The following is a 19,921-nucleotide window of genomic DNA, read 5'->3' as shown; positions in this document are numbered from 1 at the left end:
CACCCCGCCGTCCCCCACCCCCGCACATAACCGCCACCCCGAAACTGCGTGGGGACTTCGGGTGCGCAGCGCACCAAAACTCCCCACACAACCGCGACCCAACGACTGCGTGGGGACTTTCGGCGCGGAGCGCACCGAAAGTCCCCACGTAACCCTTCACGAGCCGGCGGCGGTGACCGGGCCGGCTCGGGCGGCGGCCGTGGCGACGGCTGCCAGCGAGGTGACCGGGACCTCGGCCCGGACCACCACCTCCAAGCCGGTGACCTGGCACGCCGCCAGCCGCGCGCCGTTCGCGGCGGCGTAGCGCGCGGCGGCCGCGCAAGCGGGCCCCGACCCCTCGATCGCATGCTGGGCCGCGGCCAGCGCAGCCAGATCCGCGGCGTTGCGCGCGCTGTGCCCAGCCACCCGGGCGGCCACCACCATCGCTCCGGCCATCCCCGCCGCCACCAGCAACAACCCCACCGCCAGCACGAAGATCGACGCCGCTCCCCGCTCCCGCTCCGACCCCTGACCGAAATCGGCCGCGGGCTCGGGCGGCAAGGCTGGGCCGGTCATTTCAAGCCCGGGCTGGTGAGGTCCGGTTCGCGGGCGGCGACGGCGGTGCCGGTGACCGTGAAAGCGCCGGGCAGGTCCGCGCCGAGCACGCTGACCCGCACGGACACTGTCGCGGTGACACTCTCCCGATCACCGCTGAGCCGGATCTCGGCGCCGTCCGGTGCCATCCGTCCGGCCGCCGCGGCTCCCGAGTCGCCCCGGGCCTCGGCCAGCGCCGCCTCCCGGGCGGCGTCCAGGCACTCCGCCTTGGTCAGGACCGCGGTGACCGCGGTGAGCCCGGCGAACAGGAACACCATGAGCGCCGGCAGCCCGGCCGCGAGTTCAGCGGTGAACGACCCCCGGTCCCGGCCGGGCCGCCGGCGCACCCTCACGCCACGACCCCGGTCACTTCAGGGCCTTGGTGATCAGGGCGGACAGCGCGTTCTGCACGCCGGCACTGGTCACCACCTTCAACAGGATGCCGGCGAAGGCGACGGCGGCGAGCGTGCCCACCGCGTACTCCGCGGTGCTCATGCCGGCCTCGGCCGCTTCGGTACGCAGACGCCGGAACGCTGCGACGAGTTGATGCACGTGGTCCTCCTCGACTGGGGGCGCGGCCCGGCGCCGCACCCTGGGTTTCACAGCACGTCGCCGAGCACGGCGACCAGCACCGGCACCAGGCCGGCGAGCAGAAAGGCGGGCAGGAAGCAGAGCCCGAGCGGCAGCACGATCAGCACCCCGGCCCGCTGGGCGGCCGCCTCGGCCGCGACCGAACGGTCCGCCCGCAGGTCACCGGCGAGCCGTTCGAGGGCGCCGGCCAGCGCGCCGCCGCTGGCGCTGGAGCGCACCGCCGCGGCGATCAGCCGTTCGGCGCCGGTCACGTCGGCCAGGTGGGTCCAGGCCTCGGCCGGTCCCGCGCCGAGCCGCAACGACCGGGCGGTCCGCCGCATCCGTGCGCCGAGTGGTCCGTCCAGCGCGTCGGCCACCGCGGCGGCCGCCCGGTCCACCGGCGCGCCCGCTCGTAGCGCCGCGGCCAGCAGGTCCGCACCGAGTGACAGGTCGGCGAGCGCCTCCCGGCGCTCCCGCCGGACCTCGGCGGGCTCCCGCCGGCGCAGGAAGCGTTCGGTCCCGATCCCCGCACCCACCCCGATCGGTACGCCCCACCAGCTCCCGATCACCCCGGCCACCCCGACCGCGACGAGCGCACCGAGCAGCACTTGAGTCCGCCGCTCACCCGGCGAGCGGGCCATCACCGAGCCCTCGTCTCGTCACGGCGTTTCGGCGGGGGCGCCACCACGGAACGGAGCACACGGTCCGACGCCTGGCACACGCTGGTTGATGCCTGGGCTCCGAGCAGCGCGGCCACGCAGCACTCCCGCAGCGGCACCCGCACCGGCCCACCCGGCCGCAGCACGGCCGCGGCTCCGCACGCCGCACCGCACGACGTCCCCATCAGCGCGGCCCGCTCACGAGGCGCTGCGCCCACAGCAGCCCACCGCACTGGAGCAGCACCGCGGCGACCGCACAGGCCGCGCCCACCGGCGTACCCAAAAGGACCTGCAGCGGATCCGCGCCTATCGCGTACCCAAGACTGATTCCGCCCAGCGGCAAAGCCGCGAGCAGCAACGCCGTCGCCTGCGCTCCAGCGGCCTGTGCGGCCGCCGAGGCCGCCGCCCGATCCGCGGCCCGGGCATCCGTCTCGATCCGTTCCAGCAGGTCCGCCGCCGGTGCCCCGGTGTGCTCGGCCAGCCGCCACACCGCCCCGGTCAGCCGGGCAACCCGCCCATCCTCGTCCAGCGTCCCGACAGATCCGACAGGCCCGGTCGCAACAGAACCGGACGACGACGCCGCCAGCGCCGGCGGCAGCCCGGCCCGCAGATCCGCAACCAGCGCCGCCAACCCGTCCAACGCCGCCGCCCGCCCGGCCGTCGCCCGCTTCCGCCGGGCCCGGCGCACCCACTCACTCATCCCTAGACCGGCATAAACCGCCCCGACCAGCGCCGCCACCGGCCCGCCCAGCACCAGCCCCAGCACCGCGACGACGCCGGCCACCCCGAGCACCGCCCGCCGGTCCGGAGCAAGAGCCCGAACAACGGCACGAGCGCGATCACGAGCCCCCGCCCGCCGCACCCCGCCGACGGCAACCACCGGCCCACCGAGCCGCGCCAGCACTCCCGCCCCCGGCCAAGCGATCACCACCACGCACCCGGCCAGACAGGCGACCAACACCCCGGTCACGTCGCCACCAGCACCGACGGCACCTCGATCCCGCGGTCCCGCAGCATCCGGCCCAGCACTCCGGCCCCCGGCCCCACGCCGCCGTCCCGATCCCAGGCCGACACCACGGCCGGAACCCGATCCACCCCGGACGGCAGCAGCACGCTCACCGATTCCAGCGCCCGGCCACCCCCGCTCCGCCGGACCTGCAGCACCACCTGCAGCGCCGCCAGCACCTGCGCGTGCAGCGCCGCCCGCGGCAACCCGCCGAGCAGCCCGAGCGCCTCCAGCCGGGCGGGCACGTCGCCGGCCGCGTTGGCGTGCAGCGTCCCGGCGCCGCCCTCGTGCCCGGTGTTCAGCGCACCGAGCAGGTCGACGATCTCCGCGCCCCGGCACTCGCCGATCACCAGCCGGTCCGGTCGCATCCGCAGCGCCTGCCGGACCAGGTCGGTCAGCCCGACCGCGCCGGCGCCCTCCACGTTCGCGGTACGCGCCTGCAGCGCCACCACGTGCGGGTGCACCGGCCGCAGCTCGGCCGCGTCCTCGACCAGCACGATCCGTTCGGTCGGTGGCACCAGCCCGAGCAGGGTCGCCAGCAGCGTGGTCTTGCCGCTGCCGGTGCCACCGGTGACCAGGTACGCCAGCCGCGCCCCCACCACCGCCTCGAGCACCGGCGCCACCACGGCCGGCACCGTCCGGTGCGCGACCAGGTCAGCCAGGCTGAACGGCCGCTGCCGGAACGTCCGCAACGACAGGTACGGCCCCTGCGTCGCCACCGGCGGCAGCACCGCGTGCAGGCGGGTGCCGTCCGGCAGGCGGGCGTCCGCGTACGGCTGCCCGTCGTCCAACCGCCGCCCGCACGCCGCCACCAGGCGCTGTGCCAACCGCCGTACGTCTGCGGTCTCCCCCAGCCGGACAGCCGCCCGCTGCAGACCGCCTCCCCGGTCCACCCACACCTGGGTGTCATTGACCAACACATCGGTGACCAGCGGGTCGGCGAGGAGCGGCGCCAGTGGCCCGGCCCCGATCAGCTCGTCCCGCACCTGGTCGGCGAGGCGCAGCACCGCCTTGTCGCCGAGCACCCCGTTCTCCCGGCGCACCGCGGTCACCACCGCGGCCGGCGTCGCCTCCACCCCCTCGTACGCGAACTGCCGCCGTACCCGGTCCACCACGCTCACGCCGTCACCGCCCGGGTGCCCATCAGCTCGTCGATCAGCCGCCGGCAGAGGTCAGCGAGCGGCCCCTTCCCGCCGGTGGTCGGCGCGGTGCCGCGTTCGAGTTCCCGGCACATCGACGGTTCCGGGCGCAGCGTCCCGGCGAGCGGCACCCCGAGCGTGTCGGCGATCTCCCGGGGTCGCAGCCGGCCGGGCGCCGGCCCGCGCACCACCACCGCGACGTCCTCGCAGTGCGGCCGGACCTGGGCGAGCGTGCGGGCGGCCGAGGCGGTGGCGCGCACCTCGGCCGGTACGACGAGCAGCGTGCGGTCGGCGGCCTGCAGCGCGAGTACCGCGGCGTCGTCGAGCTGCCGGGGCAGGTCGGCGACGATCACGTCCCGGCCGCGGCGGGCGGCGTCCAGGGTGGCCGCCATCGCCTCGGCCGGCACGCCGGGCAGCTCGTCCCGGTCGAAGGAGAGCAGCACCAGGTCACCGCGGTGGGGCAGGGCGTCGAGCAGGGCGGGCGGATCCACCCGGCCACCGGCGCCGGCCAGACCGGGCCAGCGCAGGCCGTTCACCCGTTCCCAGCCGAGGACCAGGTCGAGCCCGCCGCCGAGCGGGTCGGCGTCGATCAGCAGGGTGCGGTGTCCCGCGTCGACGGACATCCGGGCGAGTCCGGCGGCGAGGATGCTCGCCCCGGCGCCGCCCCGGCCGCCGATCACCGCGAGGGTGCGGGAGACCGCGGGCGGGCGCGGCCGGCCGTCGAGCTGTTCCACCAGCCAGGGTTCGGCGTCCGGGAGCACCGCGACGTGGTCCGCGCCGAGCGGTTCGGCGGCCGACCAGATCTCGTCGCCGGGCGCGCCCCGGGCCACCACGATCACCCGGGGCCGGCGGGGCAACCGGGCGCGCAGGCCGGGCAGGACCTGGTCGGCGCCGATCAGGACGACCGGCGCGGGCAGGTATCGGGGGCGGCCGGCGATCGGGTCGGGCGCCACGTCGACCTCGTTGCCCGCGGCGGCGGCCAGCCGCAGCAGGTCGTCGAGCAGGTCGGCGTCGGCGGTGATCAGGAGCGGGCGGGGCGGCAGGGGCATCGTCTTCTCCCAGCGGCGGGCGGTTCGGGCCCGCCCAAACTCCCGGCCCGGCCCGGCACGGGCAATCGCCGCCGCCCCGGCTGTGGATAACTCCGCAGCTTGTGGATAACTCCGCCGGGACGCCGGAATCTGGTATCCGGGCGCGGAGTGGATCGTCGAGTGTTGGGTATGTTGTCGCGACACAGATCGGGAGATTCGACATGGACAGCTCGATCCGGACCGCCCTGGCGGATGACGGCACGGTCACCGTCACGGTGGTTGGTGAGATCGATTTCTCCAACGCCGACGAGGTGGCCGACGGCCTCCGCGACGTGATCGCTGACGGACCGCCGCCGACCGTCCACGTGGATCTGCGGGATGCGTCCTTCATCGACTCGACCGGCCTCGGCGCCCTGATCGACGGCTACCGGACCGCGACCGAGCGCGATGTCCGATTCGTGGTGGTCAACCCGAGCGTGCCGTTCCGCCGGGTGCTCGCCGTGACCGGCCTCTCCGACCTGTTCGGCCTCACCGAGGCGGGCGCGCGCCAGCGGGAGACCGCGCCGGACCGCGCGGCAAGCGCCTGAAGTGGGAACGACCCCCGTCGGGGGAGACGGGGGCCGTTCTGGGATTCGGCTCCGGGGGGGTCGAGCCGAATCAACTCGGATGACCGCGGGGGGCGCAGTCACCGAGCGCATATCGTTGAACGCTGACTCACCGACGCCGGCGCAACGAGTTCACGGGACGCGACGGTAACAACACTATTCCCGGTCGCAAACACAAGTCTGCCTCAGTCTGAGGCAGCCGTCGAGTACTGAAATGTGACTCACTGCAAGGTCCCTGCCCGTCTGACCGTTTTCACTGCGCGTCACGGCGAACGGGTGCCCGCCACCGAGCGGGTTGCGGCTACACTTTCGGCCCGTGGGCCCCAGCGCCGCCTTTTTCGATCTCGACAAGACCGTCATCGCCAAGTCCAGCGCTCTGGCCTTCGGACGGCCGTTCTATCGCGATGGCCTGATCAGCCGGCGCGATGTGGTGAAGTCCGCCTATGCCCAGCTGATGTTCCGGCTCGGCGGCGGCACCGACGAGCAGGCCATGGCCCGCACCCGCGACTATCTGGCCGCCCTCTGCAAGGGCTGGCGGGTCGAGCAGGTGCAGCAGATCGTCGCCGAGACGCTCAACGAGCTGATCAATCCGTATGTCTACGCCGAGGCTGCCGCGCTGATCGCGGAGCATCAGGCGGCCGGCCGCGACGTCGTGCTGGTCTCCGCGTCTGGCGACGAGATGGTCCGCCCGATCGGCGAGTTGCTCGGCATCACCGACGTGATCGCCACCCGGATGGCCATCGTCGACGGGCGCTACAGCGGCCAGGTGGAGTTCTACTCGGCCGGCCCGGCCAAGGTCGTCGGCATCAACGAGCTCGCCGCCGCCCGTGGTTACGACCTCAGCCAGTGCTTCGCCTACTCCGACTCCAGCAGCGACCTGCCGATGCTCGAGGCGGTCGGCCACCCGAGCGTCGTCAACCCGGACCGCGCTCTGCGCCGCGCCGCCCTGGAACGCTCCTGGCCGGTGCTGGAGTTCCGCCATCCGATCGCCCTCGGCAAACGCCTGCGGGACCGCCCGGCCGTCCCGGTCGCCGCGGCCGCTCTCGGTGTCGGCGTCGGCGTCGCGATCGGCTTCGCCCTCTACGGTCGCCACCGCCGCGCCCGCGCCGCGGTCGCCTGACCGAAACCGCCCATCACGCTTCCGGACCGCTTCTCCGCACGACCGTCCTTTTACGGTACGAATGCCCAGCGCCCGTCCGTAGGCTACGAGCCGAGTCCCGCCCATGAGGCCGCCCGGCCCGGCGCAACGCAACGACCAGCACAAATGCCATTGGTCTGAGTAATTGTGAAACGCCAGATTTGCCGGGCTGATACCTGGTGATCAAGCAAGTACCGGCGTAGAAATGAGTCGCGGGGCAACGAGGATCGGGAGTCACCGAAAATCGGACCCGTGCACGGCCACCGGGAACCCACGCGCGATCAGCCACGGCAGGCACGTTGCGACGGGACTTGCGCCACAGGTGGTGCTTCCGCCTCCACGGGGATCATCGCCACCAGGCCGCCGGACTGTCGACAACGACCCAGGTGCACGCTTGTTAACCCGGATAGGACGCGCAGGAGTGGCAGGGGTCGTGGTGCCCGCGGAAACGCGGACCGCGGCCCCTCTCTTCTACCCGGGCTCGAACTACGCCGGGTCGGCCGCCGCGGTCTGATGGCGCTTGCGGATCTCCTGGTAGACGGCTCGGAAGACCTTGGGCCGGGTGTGGAAGTCCATCCCCTTCTCCCACAACTCGGTGTTCACCGTCGCGCCGTCGACCCGCTCCAGCAGCACCGTGTTCCCGTTCTCGATCTCGAACGGCCCGAGCCGGTGGGTCGACCGGTGCAGCCGCACCCCGGCGATCTCCCGCCACCGCATCGCCCGGGAGCGCACCAGTCCGCGGACCAGCACGCCCTCCGGGCTCACGTACACACCGAGCTGCAGGATCCGCCAGGCGCCGACCACCCAGACCGCGGCGAGCAGGCAGGCGACCACCCGTAAGCCGTGTCCCATCAGGTCGAACTGCCGGATCGTGGCCCAGGTCAGCATCGCCAGAGCGAACGCCTCCCAGGCAATGACGAGCCACCGTCCGGGGCCGGGCTCGTACGGACGCACCCAGTTGTCAGCCACCCCGAAATTATGCGACGGCGAATTGATCAGAGGTCAGACGGTTGCCAATACTCCGTCACCGATCGTGGTGATCTCCTGCGCGCCGGCCGTGATCGCCGACGCGTAGTGCCGCAGCCACGAGCGCACCCCGTCCGGCGTCCCGGTCGCGTAGGCGCCGGCCGATCCGACGTACTCCGGCTCCCGGGCGAGGTGGCCCAGCTCGACGGCGACCAGGCCGCGCGGATCGAACCCGCGCCCGATCAGGGTGAGCCGGGCGGCGGCCCGGGCGACCACCCCGGCCGGCCCGGCGAACGGGCGCAGCGTGATCAGCTCGGCGTGCACGATCGCGGCGAGCACCAGCGGCGGGGTCTCCTCGTTGCCGGCCACCAGCCCGGCGAGCGCGTCGATCCGCTCGGCACCGCCGGTGAGCCGGCCCAGGTGCTCGGCCGGCACCACACCACCGGCGGCGAGCACGTGCAGCTTGGCCAGGACCTGACGCGGCGCGCGGGGCCAGAGGTCGACCAGGGCGCCGATCCCCTCGGCCACCCGCAGGGCGCCCTGCAGGACCGGGTCGGTGACGGTGCCGGCTCGGACGTCGTCGAGCTCGTACTTGTTGCCCTCCAGGGCGGCGCTGGCGACCGCGGCGCGCAGGCTGGCCTCGGCGGCGACCTGACCGCCGTGCCGGCGCAGGGCCCGGTGCCGCATGGCGGCGTCGACGCTCTCCCGGGCCTCGGCCAGGGCCGGAGCGACATCAGCGAGCTCGAGCAAGGGTGCTAGTGGATCCACCCGAACACGGTAACCGGTAAAGCGGTGGAAACACGGGGTGCACAAACACGAGTGGAAATGGCAAGATTCGCGCAGTACCGATCACGCGAGCGTCATTCAGCGCGCGTATGGCACCGTCGAGCGCGCATCCACTGCGCAACGCTTCGCCGGAGCCACCGCCCAGAACTAATGTGCAACGTAGAGACCCCCGGTCAGGCAAGAGGAGCCGCCCTCATGAGCGAAACCCTGGAGAATCTCTCCTCCGAGACGCGGCAGTTCCCGCCGCCCGCCGACCTCGCGGCCGCCGCCAACGTGACAGCCGAGGCATACCAGGAGGCCGCCGACGACCGGCTGGCCTACTGGGAGCGCCAGGCCGAGCGACTCAGCTGGACGAAGCCGTGGGACCAGGTGCTGGACTGGTCCAACCCGCCGTTCGCCAAGTGGTTCGTCGGCGGCGAGCTGAACGTCGCGTACAACTGCGTGGACCGGCACGTCGAGGCCGGCAACGGCGACCGCGTCGCCATCCACTGGGAGGGCGAGCCGGGCGACACCCGCACCGTCACGTACGCGGAATTGCTGACATCGGTCTCGCAGGCCGCGAACACCTTGACCGAGCTGGGGGTCGTCGCCGGCGACCGGGTCGCCATCTACCTGCCGATGATCCCGGAAGCCGCGGTGGCCATGCTCGCCTGCGCCCGGATCGGCGCCACGCACAGCGTGGTGTTCGGCGGCTTCTCGGTGGAGGCGCTGTCCACCCGGATCAACGACGCCGACGCCAAGGTCGTGATCACCGCCGACGGCGGATACCGTCGCGGCAAGCCGTCCGCGCTCAAGCCCACCGTGGACGAGGCGGTGGCCCGCTGCGCGAGCATCGAGCACGTGCTGGTGGTCCGGCGCACCGGTCAGGAGGTCGCCTGGACCGACAAGGACAAGTGGTGGCACGAGACCGTCGAGCAGGCCAGCCCGGAGCACAAGGCGCAGCCGTTCGAGGCCGAGCACCCGCTCTTCATCCTCTACACCTCGGGCACCACCGGTAACCCGAAGGGCATCCTGCACACCACCGGCGGCTACCTGACCCAGGCCTCCTACACCCACAACGCGGTGTTCGACCTGAAGCCGGAGACCGACGTCTACTGGTGCACCGCGGACATCGGCTGGGTGACCGGCCACTCCTACATCGTCTACGGCCCGCTCTCCAACGGCGCCACCCAGGTGATGTACGAGGGCACCCCGGACACCCCCGACCGCGGCCGCTTCTGGCAGATCGTCGACAAGTACAAGGTGTCGATCCTCTACACCGCCCCGACGCTGATCCGCACCATGATGAAGTGGGGCGACGACATCCCGGCCACGTACGACCTGTCCTCCCTGCGGGTGCTGGGCAGCGTCGGTGAGCCGATCAACCCCGAGGCCTGGATGTGGTACCGGGAGCACGTCGGCCGCGAGCGCACCCCGATCGTCGACACCTGGTGGCAGACCGAGACCGGCGCCGTGATGATCTCGCCGCTGCCCGGCGTGACCGCGGCCAAGCCGGGTTCGGCGATGACCGCGCTGCCCGGCATCAGCGCGGATGTGGTCGACGACCAGGCCGAGTCGGTGCCGAACGGCGGTGGCGGTTTCCTGGTGCTGACCGAGCCGTGGCCGTCGATGCTGCGCACCATCTGGCGCGACGACAAGCGGTTCATCGACACGTACTGGTCGCGCTTCGGCGCCGGCGCCGGCAACGGCGACAAGTGGGTCTACTTCGCCGGTGACGGCGCGAAGAAGGACGAGGACGGCGCGCTCTGGCTGCTAGGCCGGGTCGACGACGTCATGCTGATCTCCGGCCACAACATCTCCACCACCGAGGTGGAGTCGGCGCTGGTGTCGCACCCGGCGGTGGCCGAGGCCGCGGTGGTCGGCGCGACCGACCCGACCACCGGGCAGGCGATCGTCGCGTTCACCATCCCGCGTGGCAACGTGGTGACCGAGGGCGAGGCCGGCCAGGAGCTGATCAAGGAGCTCCGCAACCACGTGGCCAAGACGCTCGGCCCGATCGCCAAGCCGCGGCAGATCATGCTGGTCACCGAGCTGCCCAAGACCCGGTCCGGCAAGATCATGCGGCGGCTGCTGCGGGATGTCGCGGAGAACCGTTCGCTCGGCGACGTCACCACCCTGCAGGACTCGGCAGTGATGGACCTGATCTCGTCCGGAATGAATTCGGCTAAGTCCGAAGACTGATCCTGACCGATTTAAGGCTGGTGGTGCACCCTGCACCACCAGCCTTTTTTGTCCTTTATGCCGACTATCGTGTTATGGCCTGGCCATATCAGATAACTGTTGGTCATCAATACGCTGCACGATCCCCGAACATCGGTTCGTTTGCATACGTTCACCTACAGTCCCGAACCCCGGGGCCGTTTGACGCTGGGCGCGGCACACCACGCTCAGCCGCTAAAACGGAGGTAAACGTAGTGCGCAAGGTGGTCGTGGGACTACTCGGCGCCGTGATGGTGACCACCGTCGGAGCGATGGCTCCGGCGATGGCCGTGGCGGCCCCGCCGGCGGATCTGGCTCCGGTGGCACAGTCCGGGGACAACGCCCCGGTCGATGACCTGCCCAACCCCCTCGAGGAGAAGCGTCGCGCGCTGCGCGAAGAGGCTGTCTCCCAGGTGGTCAGCGGCGAGTCCAAGGTGGAGACCCGGAACGGCAGCAAGATCGTCAACCTGGGCAAGACGTACGGCAACGGTGGTTTCGGCCACCCGGGCAAGAACCAGTACGTCGAGCTGGCTCGCGAGAAGACCGACAAGATCTTCGTGATCCTCACCGAGTTCGGCAACGAGCGGCACCCGTCGTTCCCGGACCAGGACACGACGGCGGCGACCGCGGGGCCGACGACCTTCGAGGGTCCGCTGCACAACGCCATTCCGGCGCCGGACCGCAAGCTGGACAACTCCACCATCTGGCAGGCCGACTACACCCCGGAGTACTTCCGGAACCTGTACTTCGGCACCGGCAAGAACACCGAGTCGGTCAAGACCTACTTCGAGACCCAGTCGTCCGGGCGCTACAGCGTCGACGGTGAGGTCTCCGACTGGGTCAAGGTCAAGTACAACGAGGCCCGGTACGGCCGGTCGAACGACAACCCGACCGACGCCAACGGCGACGACCCGGCCGTCTGCGCCAGCAGCAACTGCACCAACGTGTGGGCGCTGGTCAACGACGCCGTCACGCAGTGGTACGCCGACAAGAAGGCGTCCGGCATGTCCGACGCCGCCATCAAGGCCGACCTGCAGCAGTACGACAAGTACGACCGGTACGACTTCGACGGTGACGGCGACTTCAACGAGCCCGACGGTTACCTCGACCACTTCCAGATCGTGCACTCCGGCGGCGACCAGGCCGACGGTGACCCGTCCCAGGGTGAGGACGCCGTCTGGAGTCACCGCTGGTACGCGTACTCGACCGACGCCGGTCGTACCGGCCCGGCCGACAACAAGCTCGGTGGCGCCCAGATCGGCACGTCCGGCATCTGGGTCGGCGACTACACCATCCAGCCGGAGAACGGTGGCCTGAGCGTCTTCGTCCACGAGTACACCCACGACCTGGGCCTCCCGGACGACTACGACACCAGCGGCCTGGGTGACAACAGCAACGAGTACTGGACGCTGATGGCGCAGAGCCGTCTCAGCGCCGCCACCGACAAGGGCATCGGCACCCGGCCGGGCGACCTCGGCGCGTGGAACAAGCTGCAGCTCGGCTGGCTGAACTACCAGGCGGTCAAGGCCGGCGAGAAGAAGATCGTCAAGCTCGGCCCGCAGGAGTACAACTCCGACAAGAAGCAGGCTCTGGTGGTGAACCTTCCGGACAAGAAGGTGACCACCGATCTGGGCGCGCCGTTCGACGGAGCCAAGCAGTTCTACTCCGGCAACGCGGACGACCTGAACGTGTCGCTGTCCAAGGCGATCGACCTGACCGGGAAGACCACCGGGAGCGTCTCGCTCCAGGGCCGGTACGCGATCGAAGAGGACTACGACTACCTGTACGCCGAGGCCTCCACGGACGGCGGCGCCAACTGGACCAAGCTGGACGGCACCGTCGGCGGCGAGCCGTTCGTCAAGGACGGCAGCGGCAGCCCGGCGATCACCGGCTCGTCCGACAACGCGTGGAAGCCGATCGAGGTTTCGCTCGACGCGTACGCCGGCAAGGCGATCCAGTTCCGCCTGCACTACGTGACCGACGGTGGCGTCTCCGAGGGTGGCTTCTTCGGTGACGACCTGACGGTCACCACCGACGGCACGGTCGTCTCGACGGACGGCGCCGAGGGCACCTCGACGTGGACCGCGGCCGGCTTCACGATCGTCGGTTCCACCAGCACCAGCGACTTCCCGAACTACTACATCGCGGGTTACCGGAGCTACACCTCGTACGACAAGTACCTGGCGACCGGCCCGTACAACTTCGGGTGGGCGAGCACCAAGCCGGACTGGGTGGAGCACTACAACTACCAGACCGGTCTGCTGATCTCGTACTGGGACACCTCCCAGGTCGACAACAACACCAACGAGCACCCCGGCTCGGGTCGCAACCTCTACATCGACGCGCACCCGAAGCCGAGCATCAACCCGACCGGTGTTCCGTGGCGTGCCCGGGTCCAGGTGTACGACGCTCCGTTCAGCCTGTACCCGACCGACGGCATGACCCTGCACCTGAACGGCGCGAAGTCGGTCATCAAGCCGCAGTTCGGTGACCCGACCTTCAGCGACAAGGACAAGTACTACTACGACGAGACTCCGAACGCGGGTGTCAAGCTCCCGGCGGTCGGCGTCAAGATCGCGGTGCTGGGCCAGCTCGGCACCTCGATGACCGTCGCGGTGTACTGATTCGACCGCACCACCAGCAGCGCCCGGGGACCCTACTCCCCGGGCGCTGCCCCTTTTCCGTCACGAAACTCGGGAACCGACGCGCGCCGCGATTCGTCCCACCATTGACGCTCCGCGCCGGAAGGATGATCTGATGCGCAGTCACCACACGTACCGAATCGGCATCGCCGTAGCCATCGGGGCCCTCGCCGCAGGATGTGGCAGCACCGGCGGCACCTCCTCGTCGGCGTCGCCCGCTCCGGCCTCGGTGGCCCCCTCCGGCTCCGCACCCGCCGCGCCCTCCGGCATCGCGCCGTCGGCCGGCGGCGCACCGTCCACGACGGTCCCGGAGGCCCCGGAGTCCACAAGTCCGGGCGCACTGCCGACCCTCACCAAACCGACCGCGCCGCCCCGTGAGCCGACCGACAACCTGCCGGACAAGGGCTGGGTGGCCGGCAACGTCACCCGGGGCGGTTCCGGCCCCTGCTACGGCCTCACGGCCGACGACGGCACCAAGTACGCGCTCTACTCCGCCGCCGGCATCAAGCTGACCGCCGGCGATCGGGTCAAGGTCAAGCTGGAGACCACCCTGCTGAAGATCTACTGCGGTCCGGGCGACCTGATGGCGATGACCGAGGCGCAACCGATCGGATGATCCCGAATCGGTTCACGAGTGCCTCGCGTCGCCCGTGACAGCGGAGCATAGGCTGGCCGCATGGACGAGTCGGTGGTGTTGGAAGAGGGGCCGTGGACCCACCGTTTCGTCGGTGCCAACGGCAGCCGCTTCCACGTGGTGGAGGCGGGCGCCGGACCGCTCGTCCTGTTCCTGCACGGCTTCCCGGAGTTCTGGTGGGCCTGGCACGACATCCTGACCCAGGTCGCCGACGCCGGCTTCCGCGCCGCCGCCATCGACCTTCGTGGTTACGGCGCGAGTGACAAGCCGCCGCGCGGCTACGACGGCTACACGATGGCCGCCGACGTCACCGGCCTGATCCGTGCCCTCGGCGAACGCTCCGCGACGATCGTCGGGGCGGGCGCCGGTGGCATGGTCGGCTGGGCCGCCGCCGCGTTCCACCCGAAGATGGTGAACCGCCTGGTGGTGCTCGGTGCGGCGCACCCGCTGCGGTTGCGGGCCGCGCTGTTCGCCGATCCGCGGGGCCAGTTCTCCGCGTCCGCCGCCATTCTCAAATTCCAAGTCCCACGGTACGAACACGTGCTCACCAAGGACGACGCCGCCCTGATCGGCGAGCTGATGGAGCACTGGAGCAGCCCGGAGTGGGCGGCCACCCCGGAGTTCGCCGACTACTCGTACCGGTGCCGCCAGGCGATGCAGATCCCGCAGGCGTCGTTCTGCGCGCTCGAGGCGTACCGCTGGGTCGCCCGCAGCGCGCTCCGGCTGCAGGGGTACCGGTTCGTCAAGCTGATGCAGCAGCCGCTCAGCATGCCCACCCTGCAATTGCACGGCGCCCTGGACAAGGCGATCCTGCCGCGCACCGCCCAGGGCTCCGGCCGTTACGTGACCGCGCCGTACGAATGGCGCCTGATCCCCGGCGCCGGCCACTTCCTGCACCAGGAAGCGCCGGACGTGGTCACCGGGGAGATCCTGCGCTGGCTGAAGACGCCGGCCTGATCAGACCCGGTGCTCGGAGCGGTCGCGGATCTCGCCGGCCGGGGCCCACCCCTGGTAGACCCCGTAGTCGAACTCCTCGAGGCCCAGTTGCCGGGCCACCGGGGCCCGGCCGCCGGTGTATTCCAGCCGCAGCCAGGTGTCCGCCTCGGCGAGCACGATGAACGGCTCGCCGCGCCAGGTGCACACGGTACGGACGTAGGCGATCTCGTCGTACTCGTCGGCGTTCAGCACCCGCACGTACCGGCCCGGCTTGACCTCGCTGAAGCCCTCGGCCGGTGCGGTCGCGTAGATCCGGACCTGGTCGCGGTCCGGCACCGCGTCGTACTCCTGGCCCTGCCAGGTCACCACGTAGCCGTCGCGCATCACTGCTCACCCACCCGGCGCCAGAGCGGCCCGTCCGCGTCGAAGATCGCCAACATGCGCTCGTTCCCGTCCGCGTCGAGGCGCCAGAGCTGCGCGCCGTGCGGCAGCCGGACACTGTCCACCCTGAACTCCGCCACCACGTCACGGCTCTCGCCCGGTGCGAACCCGTTGCCCCGGAACGGCGGCCGCTCGATCACCCAGCCGTCCATCGCGCGCAGCGCCTGCTCGTTCTGCCCGCCGTAGGGGATCCGGTACAGGCTGGGCCGGAAGGCCGGCCAGCGCAGCACGAACGCCTCCTTGGCATCCGCCTGGAACGGCGAGGAGTCGTAGTTGAGCCCGAGCGCGCCGAACAGCTCGGCCGGCGTGCGCAGATGCTCGACCTCGGACGCCCGGTGCACGAACCCGGCCACCCGGTCGTACCCGCGGTCCAGGTAGTAGTCGACCTGCTCGGCGGCGATCGTCTTCTGCATGACCGTCGCGTGCTGGGTCTCGTCGCTGGCCGGTTCCGGAGCCGGCACCGGTGCGGCGGTCTCCTCGGTCGACGGGGTGTCGATCGGGTCGGCGCCGAGACCGGCCTCGGTGGCCCAGTTGGCCAGCGCGATGATCTGCGCGCCGGGGTACTTCGCGCCGACCGGGGTACCCGGGTTGACCGCGAATGACCAGTGCGGGTCGGGCCAGTTCCGGATCAGCTCGTAGAAGCGGACGCCCACCGTGCGGGTCGGTTCGCCGAAGTGCTCGGAGAGCCGGTCCTTGCTGGTGAAGACGATCAGGAACTTCTCGCCCTCGACCTCTTCCGGCTGGAACGCGAAACCCGACTCGCCGGGCGCGCTGCCCGGCCGGGAGTGGTGCGCCACCGGCACCAGCACGTTGGCCAGCAGCAGCGTGGAGAGGAAGACGTCGGTGTTGCCGGTGTCCGCGGCGTCCTGCAGCTCCCGCTCGGTGTCGTTGGCCGCCACGAAGTTCTCGTGGCCACCGCCGGCTCCGCCGGTCGCCGAACCCGCGACACCGAGACCCGAGGCGCCCGAGGTGGGCGCGACCGCGGCCGGCGTCACCGTGGACGGCAACGGAAGGATCTGTGTCGCGTACGCCTGGTTCGCGTACGCCGACGCCGGGCTGCCCTGCGGCGGCATGCCGAAGGTCGGGCCGGGTGCCGCGTACGCCTCCACGGCGCCGCCCTGCGAGCCGTAGCCCGCCGGGCTGCCGGGAGCAGCAGGAGAGCCGGAGACGGGGCTGCCCGGAGCACCGGGCCCGAAACCGGGCACGAAGTCGGCAGCCGAGCCGGCGCCGCCATAACCCGGAGCCGGAGCGCCGGACGCCGGAGCGGCGAACCCGCCGTGGCCAGGTCCCCGGTCAGCGCCGGGCGCACCCGGGATCACCGGCGGGAGCAGGCCGGGACGGCCACCCTGTGCCGTCCGGTCACCACCGGCCAGGCCGGAGTCGGAGCGCGGCAGCGTCGGCGCCGGCCCGGACGGACCGAACCGATCCGCCGCCGAGACCTCGCGCTGGGCGAGGCCGGGGTCCGGAGCCGGCGTGTGCCCACCGGTGAGCGCCTGCGCCGCGGCCGCCATCGACGACGGACGTTCCGACGCCGGTGTCACCTGACGGCGGGGCAGCCCGTTGCCCGGCGCGCCGGGGGCCGGAGCGCTCGAGGCCGGTGCGGCAAGTGGCGGCGCGCTCATCGGAGCCGTCTGCGCGGCCGCTGCCTGCGGTGAGGCCGGGCCCTGCGGGAAGCTCGGCGCCTCGGGAGGCACCGGGTTGGTCCGCGCGTTGGTGAACCCGGAGAACGACGTCGTCTGGCTGGCCCCGGCAGTCTGCCCGGGCCGCCGACGCGGCAGATCAGCCCCACCACGGCCGGGCAGATCCCCACCACGGCTCGGCAGGTCCCCACGGCTGGGCAGCTCGCCGCCGCGACTGGGCAGCTCCCCACCACGACTGGGCAGCTCGCCGCCGCGACTGGGCAGCTCGCCGCCGCGACTGGGCAGCTCCCCACCACGGCTCGGCAGGTCGCCGCCGCGACTGGGCAGCGGGTTTGCGGCCGGTGCCGGCGCGTGCGGGTCGAGACCACCCCGGGTCGGGAGCGGCTCGGCGCCACCCCGGGTCGGCAACGGGCTCGCGCCCGGACCGGCCGGGGACGCGGGAGCCGGACCGGCGCCCACGTTCGGGTTACGGCCGGTGCCGACCGCCCAACTCTGGTCGACGAGCGCCTCCGCCGGGTCATACGGCTGGACGTGCTCCGGGACCGGCGGCGTGTTCGCCATCGGGGTCCGCACCGGCAACGGCGCGCCCAGGTCCTGCAGCGGCCCGCGCGGGTCGTTCTCCGGCCCGAAGGGCACCGAGTCCGAATTCCACCCCGGCGTGGCCATGCCACTGCCCGAGGTGCCACGAGGGGGCTGCGCCGGTGACACCGGAGCGGGCGAGCCCGGGAAGTCACGAGGAATGGTGGGCGACTGGTACGCCGCCGGCACCTGGTCGGCCGGGTTGCCGGACGACGCCGGAACCTGCTGCTCGGCCGGGGCCGGAGTCGGGGTCCGCACCGGCAGACCGGACGACATGCCCTGCCGGGCGGCCAGAGTCCCGCCCTGCGCACGCGCCGGGAGCCCAGTGGGCTGACCGGCCGGCGACTGCGGCGCCGCACCCGGACCGAACTGCGCCGGACCGGAACCGTACGGCGCGGCGCCGGGCACGCTGCCCGGACCGAACTGCGACAGACCGGGCGCTCCGCCGGGGCTGAACTGCGCGGCACCCGCCGCAACCGGCTGGGCACCACGCTGCGGCAGCCCGGACGGGTTCCGCCCGGGCTGGGCCGGACCGGGCTGTGGCGCCTGCTGGCCGCCACCGGGACCACCCGGTGACGAACCGGCGGGGTAGGCCGGATAGCCGGACGCGGCGGCAGCGGCCGGCGTCTGCGAGTCATAGGTGGGCCCACCGGGGCCCTCAGTGCCACGGCTGGCCGCCAGAGCGGCCGCACCGAGCTCCTGAATCTTGGAAGTGCCGTGCACCTCACGGCCCGGCCCCCGGGTGGGGAGCCTCAGGTCACCCCGCGCGAGCTGCGCGACGAACCAGGCCGGCAGGTACCCCTCGATCGGCAGACCGGGGTTGACCGCCAGCCACCACTCCAGGTTCGGCCACGTGTTGGCGAGTTCCGCGTACGGAACCCGGCGCGACGAGCCGGTGTAGTCGGAGAGGCAGGCGTGCAACGACTCCTGCGAGGTGAACGCCAGCACATGGGTGCGTCCGCCTGTGCTCCAGGTGCCCCAACCGAGCGGCGCCAGACCCGCTAACGCGTCGGCTGACACCGGTAACAGAAGGTCGACACCGGCGAGAATGCGGAAATAGGACTCCTGGTCGTCGGTGCGCAACGCATCGCGCATCGCAACCTCGGCGTCCGTAGCCGGATCCCACTCGGACACGTCCACCTCTCCCCACGCGTGCGACTGAGCCAACGCAACGCGTATAACTTACAAGGCCAGACCGCAATGACAATGGGCGGCAGTGTGCTGGTGGCCGAGTTGTGTCCGGCCGCGCCCAGAGTTCAGCCGCGCCGAGCAGGTACCCGCACCCCGATCGCCCGGCGCAATGATCCAACAACCGATGGTAGCCGTGTCAACCACCCGGGCCAGTACGCGAACGGGCGACCCCCACCTTCCCCTATCGGACCGGCGGCAACCCTTCCGGAACATCGGCAACCCCTCTCGGCGCGCCGAGCCCCCCACTCGGGCCACTGACCACCCCGAACGGGTACGACCTGACGTCATTGGAACCGCTGCGTCGCCGTCCGCTCGGTCGACGCGTAGTCGGCGGCCGACTCGTCCACCGCACCCTTGATCTGGCGCAGGATGGCCTCCAGGTCGGCCGAGGCGGCCCGCCAGGTGGCCTGGCGCTGCCCGTACGCCTCCCGGGCCTGACCGGCCCACGTCGCCACCAGCGGCGCGGCGTCACGTTCGAGCTGATCGAGCTGGGAGCGCAGGGTGCCGAGCGCCTTGTCGATGTCGGCGCCGGCCTGCTGCAGGGCGCCGAAGTTGACGAGCAGAACTCCGTCGTTCATGAAAATCCTCCGGAAGAAGTCAGAGCGGCAGGGTGAAGGTGCCACCGGTTCGGGCGACCCGGCTCGCGGCGCCGGAGTCGGTGGCGTGATAGCCCGCCCCGGACGCCCGGATCGCCCGGGCGGTCTCGGCGAGCGCGTCGTTGAGGCTCCGCAGGTCGGTCGCATACTGCGTCTTGACCCGTTCGAAAGCGTTCGCGCCGAGCCCCCTCCAGGACCCGCTGAGCCCGGACAGCTCGGACATCAGTGTGCTGAGCATCGACTGCAGTGCGCCGTTGGCCTGATCGAATTTCGCGGCGGTGCTGACCATCACCGCGGACTCGGCCTGAGTCAGAGCCATTTCCAGGCCACCCCCTATTCCGATTTGGACACTTGTCGCGACGAGCCATGCATTGACGTGGATCAACGAGTAAATCGATCACGGGCAGGTGGTCGCACCGGTGCGTGATCGTCTGGTCACGTTCTGGGCTCCGACGCTAGGGGATGGGCGGAGGTCGGCGAAAGCCCCGATTTCCAACCTGTGAATAACTCCCCCTGTGGATGACGGACACGGCTGATCCGCATGTCGTCCTACGATTAGGCGCGCACATTGATCGATGTCCGGAACGGTCGAG

Annotated in this window: 19 protein-coding genes; 6 read left to right on the top strand and 13 right to left on the bottom strand. The window is 71.6% G+C overall.

The window, feature by feature from the left end; genetic code table 11:
* Positions 1–156 precede the first annotated feature (156 nt).
* The 7 genes from ADL15_RS10870 to ssd all read right to left on the bottom strand — a co-directional run bounded on the left by ADL15_RS10870 (position 157) and on the right by ssd (position 4,996).
* Positions 157–555: an Rv3654c family TadE-like protein gene (locus ADL15_RS10870; RefSeq protein WP_067687877.1), complete on the bottom strand. Its 399-nt coding sequence runs from the start codon at positions 553–555 to the stop codon at positions 157–159.
* Positions 552–926, bottom strand: coding sequence for a TadE family type IV pilus minor pilin (locus tag ADL15_RS10865; RefSeq protein ID WP_373872982.1), 375 nt, complete (start codon positions 924–926; stop codon positions 552–554). The genes ADL15_RS10870 and ADL15_RS10865 overlap by 4 nt, the downstream gene beginning before the upstream one ends.
* 13 nt (positions 927–939) lie before the next feature.
* Positions 940–1,125, bottom strand: a complete 186-nt coding sequence (locus ADL15_RS10860; RefSeq protein WP_067687875.1) for a DUF4244 domain-containing protein — start codon at positions 1,123–1,125, stop codon at positions 940–942.
* A 47-nt stretch (positions 1,126–1,172) separates the two neighbouring features.
* Complete coding sequence (locus tag ADL15_RS10855; protein ID WP_083971121.1) at positions 1,173–1,784, bottom strand: type II secretion system F family protein; 612 nt, start codon at positions 1,782–1,784, stop codon at positions 1,173–1,175.
* Between the two features lie 202 nt (positions 1,785–1,986).
* Positions 1,987–2,772: a hypothetical protein gene (locus ADL15_RS10850; RefSeq protein ID WP_157441290.1), complete on the bottom strand. Its 786-nt coding sequence runs from the start codon at positions 2,770–2,772 to the stop codon at positions 1,987–1,989.
* Positions 2,769–3,929, bottom strand: a complete 1,161-nt coding sequence (locus ADL15_RS10845; RefSeq protein WP_067687869.1) for a TadA family conjugal transfer-associated ATPase — start codon at positions 3,927–3,929, stop codon at positions 2,769–2,771. The genes ADL15_RS10850 and ADL15_RS10845 overlap by 4 nt, the downstream gene beginning before the upstream one ends.
* Positions 3,926–4,996 (bottom strand): septum site-determining protein Ssd, encoded by a 1,071-nt coding sequence (gene ssd / locus ADL15_RS10840; protein ID WP_067687867.1) that lies wholly within the window; start codon positions 4,994–4,996, stop codon positions 3,926–3,928. Before ssd ends, ADL15_RS10845 begins: the two co-directional genes overlap by 4 nt.
* Positions 4,997–5,196: 200 nt before the next feature.
* Between ssd and ADL15_RS10835 the strand changes: the two genes are divergently transcribed.
* Positions 5,197–5,562 carry an STAS domain-containing protein gene (locus ADL15_RS10835; RefSeq protein ID WP_067687865.1) on the top strand — a complete coding sequence of 122 codons (366 nt, stop codon included), beginning with the start codon at positions 5,197–5,199 and terminating at the stop codon, positions 5,560–5,562.
* A gap of 334 nt (positions 5,563–5,896) precedes the next feature.
* Entirely contained in the window at positions 5,897–6,700 is an 804-nt protein-coding gene (locus ADL15_RS10830) for an HAD family hydrolase (RefSeq protein ID WP_067687863.1), read from the top strand.
* 504 nt (positions 6,701–7,204) lie between these two features.
* On the opposite strand, the gene ADL15_RS10825 is transcribed toward ADL15_RS10830, so the two are convergent.
* Positions 7,205–7,687: a PH domain-containing protein gene (locus ADL15_RS10825; protein WP_067687861.1), complete on the bottom strand. Its 483-nt coding sequence runs from the start codon at positions 7,685–7,687 to the stop codon at positions 7,205–7,207.
* Between the two features lie 33 nt (positions 7,688–7,720).
* Complete coding sequence (locus tag ADL15_RS10820) at positions 7,721–8,452, bottom strand: Fic family protein (RefSeq protein ID WP_067687859.1); 732 nt, start codon at positions 8,450–8,452, stop codon at positions 7,721–7,723.
* Between the two features lie 213 nt (positions 8,453–8,665).
* On the opposite strand from ADL15_RS10820, the gene acs reads away from it, so the two are divergent.
* The 4 genes from acs to ADL15_RS10800 all read left to right on the top strand — a co-directional run bounded on the left by acs (position 8,666) and on the right by ADL15_RS10800 (position 14,902).
* Positions 8,666–10,651: an acetate--CoA ligase gene (gene acs / locus ADL15_RS10815; RefSeq protein ID WP_067687857.1), complete on the top strand. Its 1,986-nt coding sequence runs from the start codon at positions 8,666–8,668 to the stop codon at positions 10,649–10,651.
* Between the two features lie 248 nt (positions 10,652–10,899).
* On the top strand, positions 10,900–13,293 hold the full coding sequence (locus tag ADL15_RS10810; protein ID WP_067687904.1) for an immune inhibitor A domain-containing protein: 2,394 nt from the start codon (positions 10,900–10,902) through the stop codon (positions 13,291–13,293).
* A 133-nt stretch (positions 13,294–13,426) separates the two neighbouring features.
* Positions 13,427–13,927: a hypothetical protein gene (locus ADL15_RS10805; RefSeq protein WP_232344015.1), complete on the top strand. Its 501-nt coding sequence runs from the start codon at positions 13,427–13,429 to the stop codon at positions 13,925–13,927.
* A 60-nt stretch (positions 13,928–13,987) separates the two neighbouring features.
* Positions 13,988–14,902, top strand: a complete 915-nt coding sequence (locus ADL15_RS10800) for an alpha/beta fold hydrolase (protein WP_067687854.1) — start codon at positions 13,988–13,990, stop codon at positions 14,900–14,902.
* Here the strand turns inward: ADL15_RS10800 and ADL15_RS10795 are convergent, their stop codons facing one another.
* The 4 genes from ADL15_RS10795 to ADL15_RS10780 all read right to left on the bottom strand — a co-directional run bounded on the left by ADL15_RS10795 (position 14,903) and on the right by ADL15_RS10780 (position 19,647).
* Positions 14,903–15,268 (bottom strand): hypothetical protein, encoded by a 366-nt coding sequence (locus ADL15_RS10795; RefSeq protein ID WP_067687853.1) that lies wholly within the window; start codon positions 15,266–15,268, stop codon positions 14,903–14,905.
* Positions 15,265–18,675 (bottom strand): SseB family protein, encoded by a 3,411-nt coding sequence (locus tag ADL15_RS55235; protein WP_232344014.1) that lies wholly within the window; start codon positions 18,673–18,675, stop codon positions 15,265–15,267. Before ADL15_RS55235 ends, ADL15_RS10795 begins: the two co-directional genes overlap by 4 nt.
* A 341-nt stretch (positions 18,676–19,016) precedes the next feature.
* Positions 19,017–19,310 carry a WXG100 family type VII secretion target gene (locus tag ADL15_RS10785; protein WP_067687850.1) on the bottom strand — a complete coding sequence of 98 codons (294 nt, stop codon included), beginning with the start codon at positions 19,308–19,310 and terminating at the stop codon, positions 19,017–19,019.
* Positions 19,311–19,329: 19 nt separating this feature from the next.
* Positions 19,330–19,647: a WXG100 family type VII secretion target gene (locus ADL15_RS10780; protein WP_067687848.1), complete on the bottom strand. Its 318-nt coding sequence runs from the start codon at positions 19,645–19,647 to the stop codon at positions 19,330–19,332.
* Between the last annotated feature and the right edge of the window lie 274 nt (positions 19,648–19,921).

Origin of the sequence: Actinoplanes awajinensis subsp. mycoplanecinus, assembly GCF_001509495.1 — a bacterium.
GTDB lineage: Bacteria > Actinomycetota > Actinomycetes > Mycobacteriales > Micromonosporaceae > Actinoplanes > Actinoplanes palleronii.
The sequence above is the reverse complement of the archived record's forward strand: the minus strand, read 5'-3'. Positions and strand labels throughout refer to the sequence as shown.

Excerpts from the sequence above, each read along its gene's own strand:
- ADL15_RS10780 (WP_067687848.1), bottom strand. The coding sequence starts at position 19,647 with ATGGCTCTGACTCAGGCCGAGTCCGCGGTGATGGTCAGCACCGCCGCG.
- ADL15_RS10805 (WP_232344015.1), top strand. The coding sequence starts at position 13,427 with ATGCGCAGTCACCACACGTACCGAATCGGCATCGCCGTAGCCATCGGG.
- ADL15_RS10855 (WP_083971121.1), bottom strand. The coding sequence starts at position 1,784 with ATGGCCCGCTCGCCGGGTGAGCGGCGGACTCAAGTGCTGCTCGGTGCG.
- ADL15_RS10785 (WP_067687850.1), bottom strand. The coding sequence starts at position 19,310 with ATGAACGACGGAGTTCTGCTCGTCAACTTCGGCGCCCTGCAGCAGGCC.
- acs (WP_067687857.1), top strand. The coding sequence starts at position 8,666 with ATGAGCGAAACCCTGGAGAATCTCTCCTCCGAGACGCGGCAGTTCCCG.
- ADL15_RS10800 (WP_067687854.1), top strand. The coding sequence starts at position 13,988 with ATGGACGAGTCGGTGGTGTTGGAAGAGGGGCCGTGGACCCACCGTTTC.
- ADL15_RS10835 (WP_067687865.1), top strand. The coding sequence starts at position 5,197 with ATGGACAGCTCGATCCGGACCGCCCTGGCGGATGACGGCACGGTCACC.
- ssd (WP_067687867.1), bottom strand. The coding sequence starts at position 4,996 with ATGCCCCTGCCGCCCCGCCCGCTCCTGATCACCGCCGACGCCGACCTG.
- ADL15_RS10870 (WP_067687877.1), bottom strand. The coding sequence starts at position 555 with ATGACCGGCCCAGCCTTGCCGCCCGAGCCCGCGGCCGATTTCGGTCAG.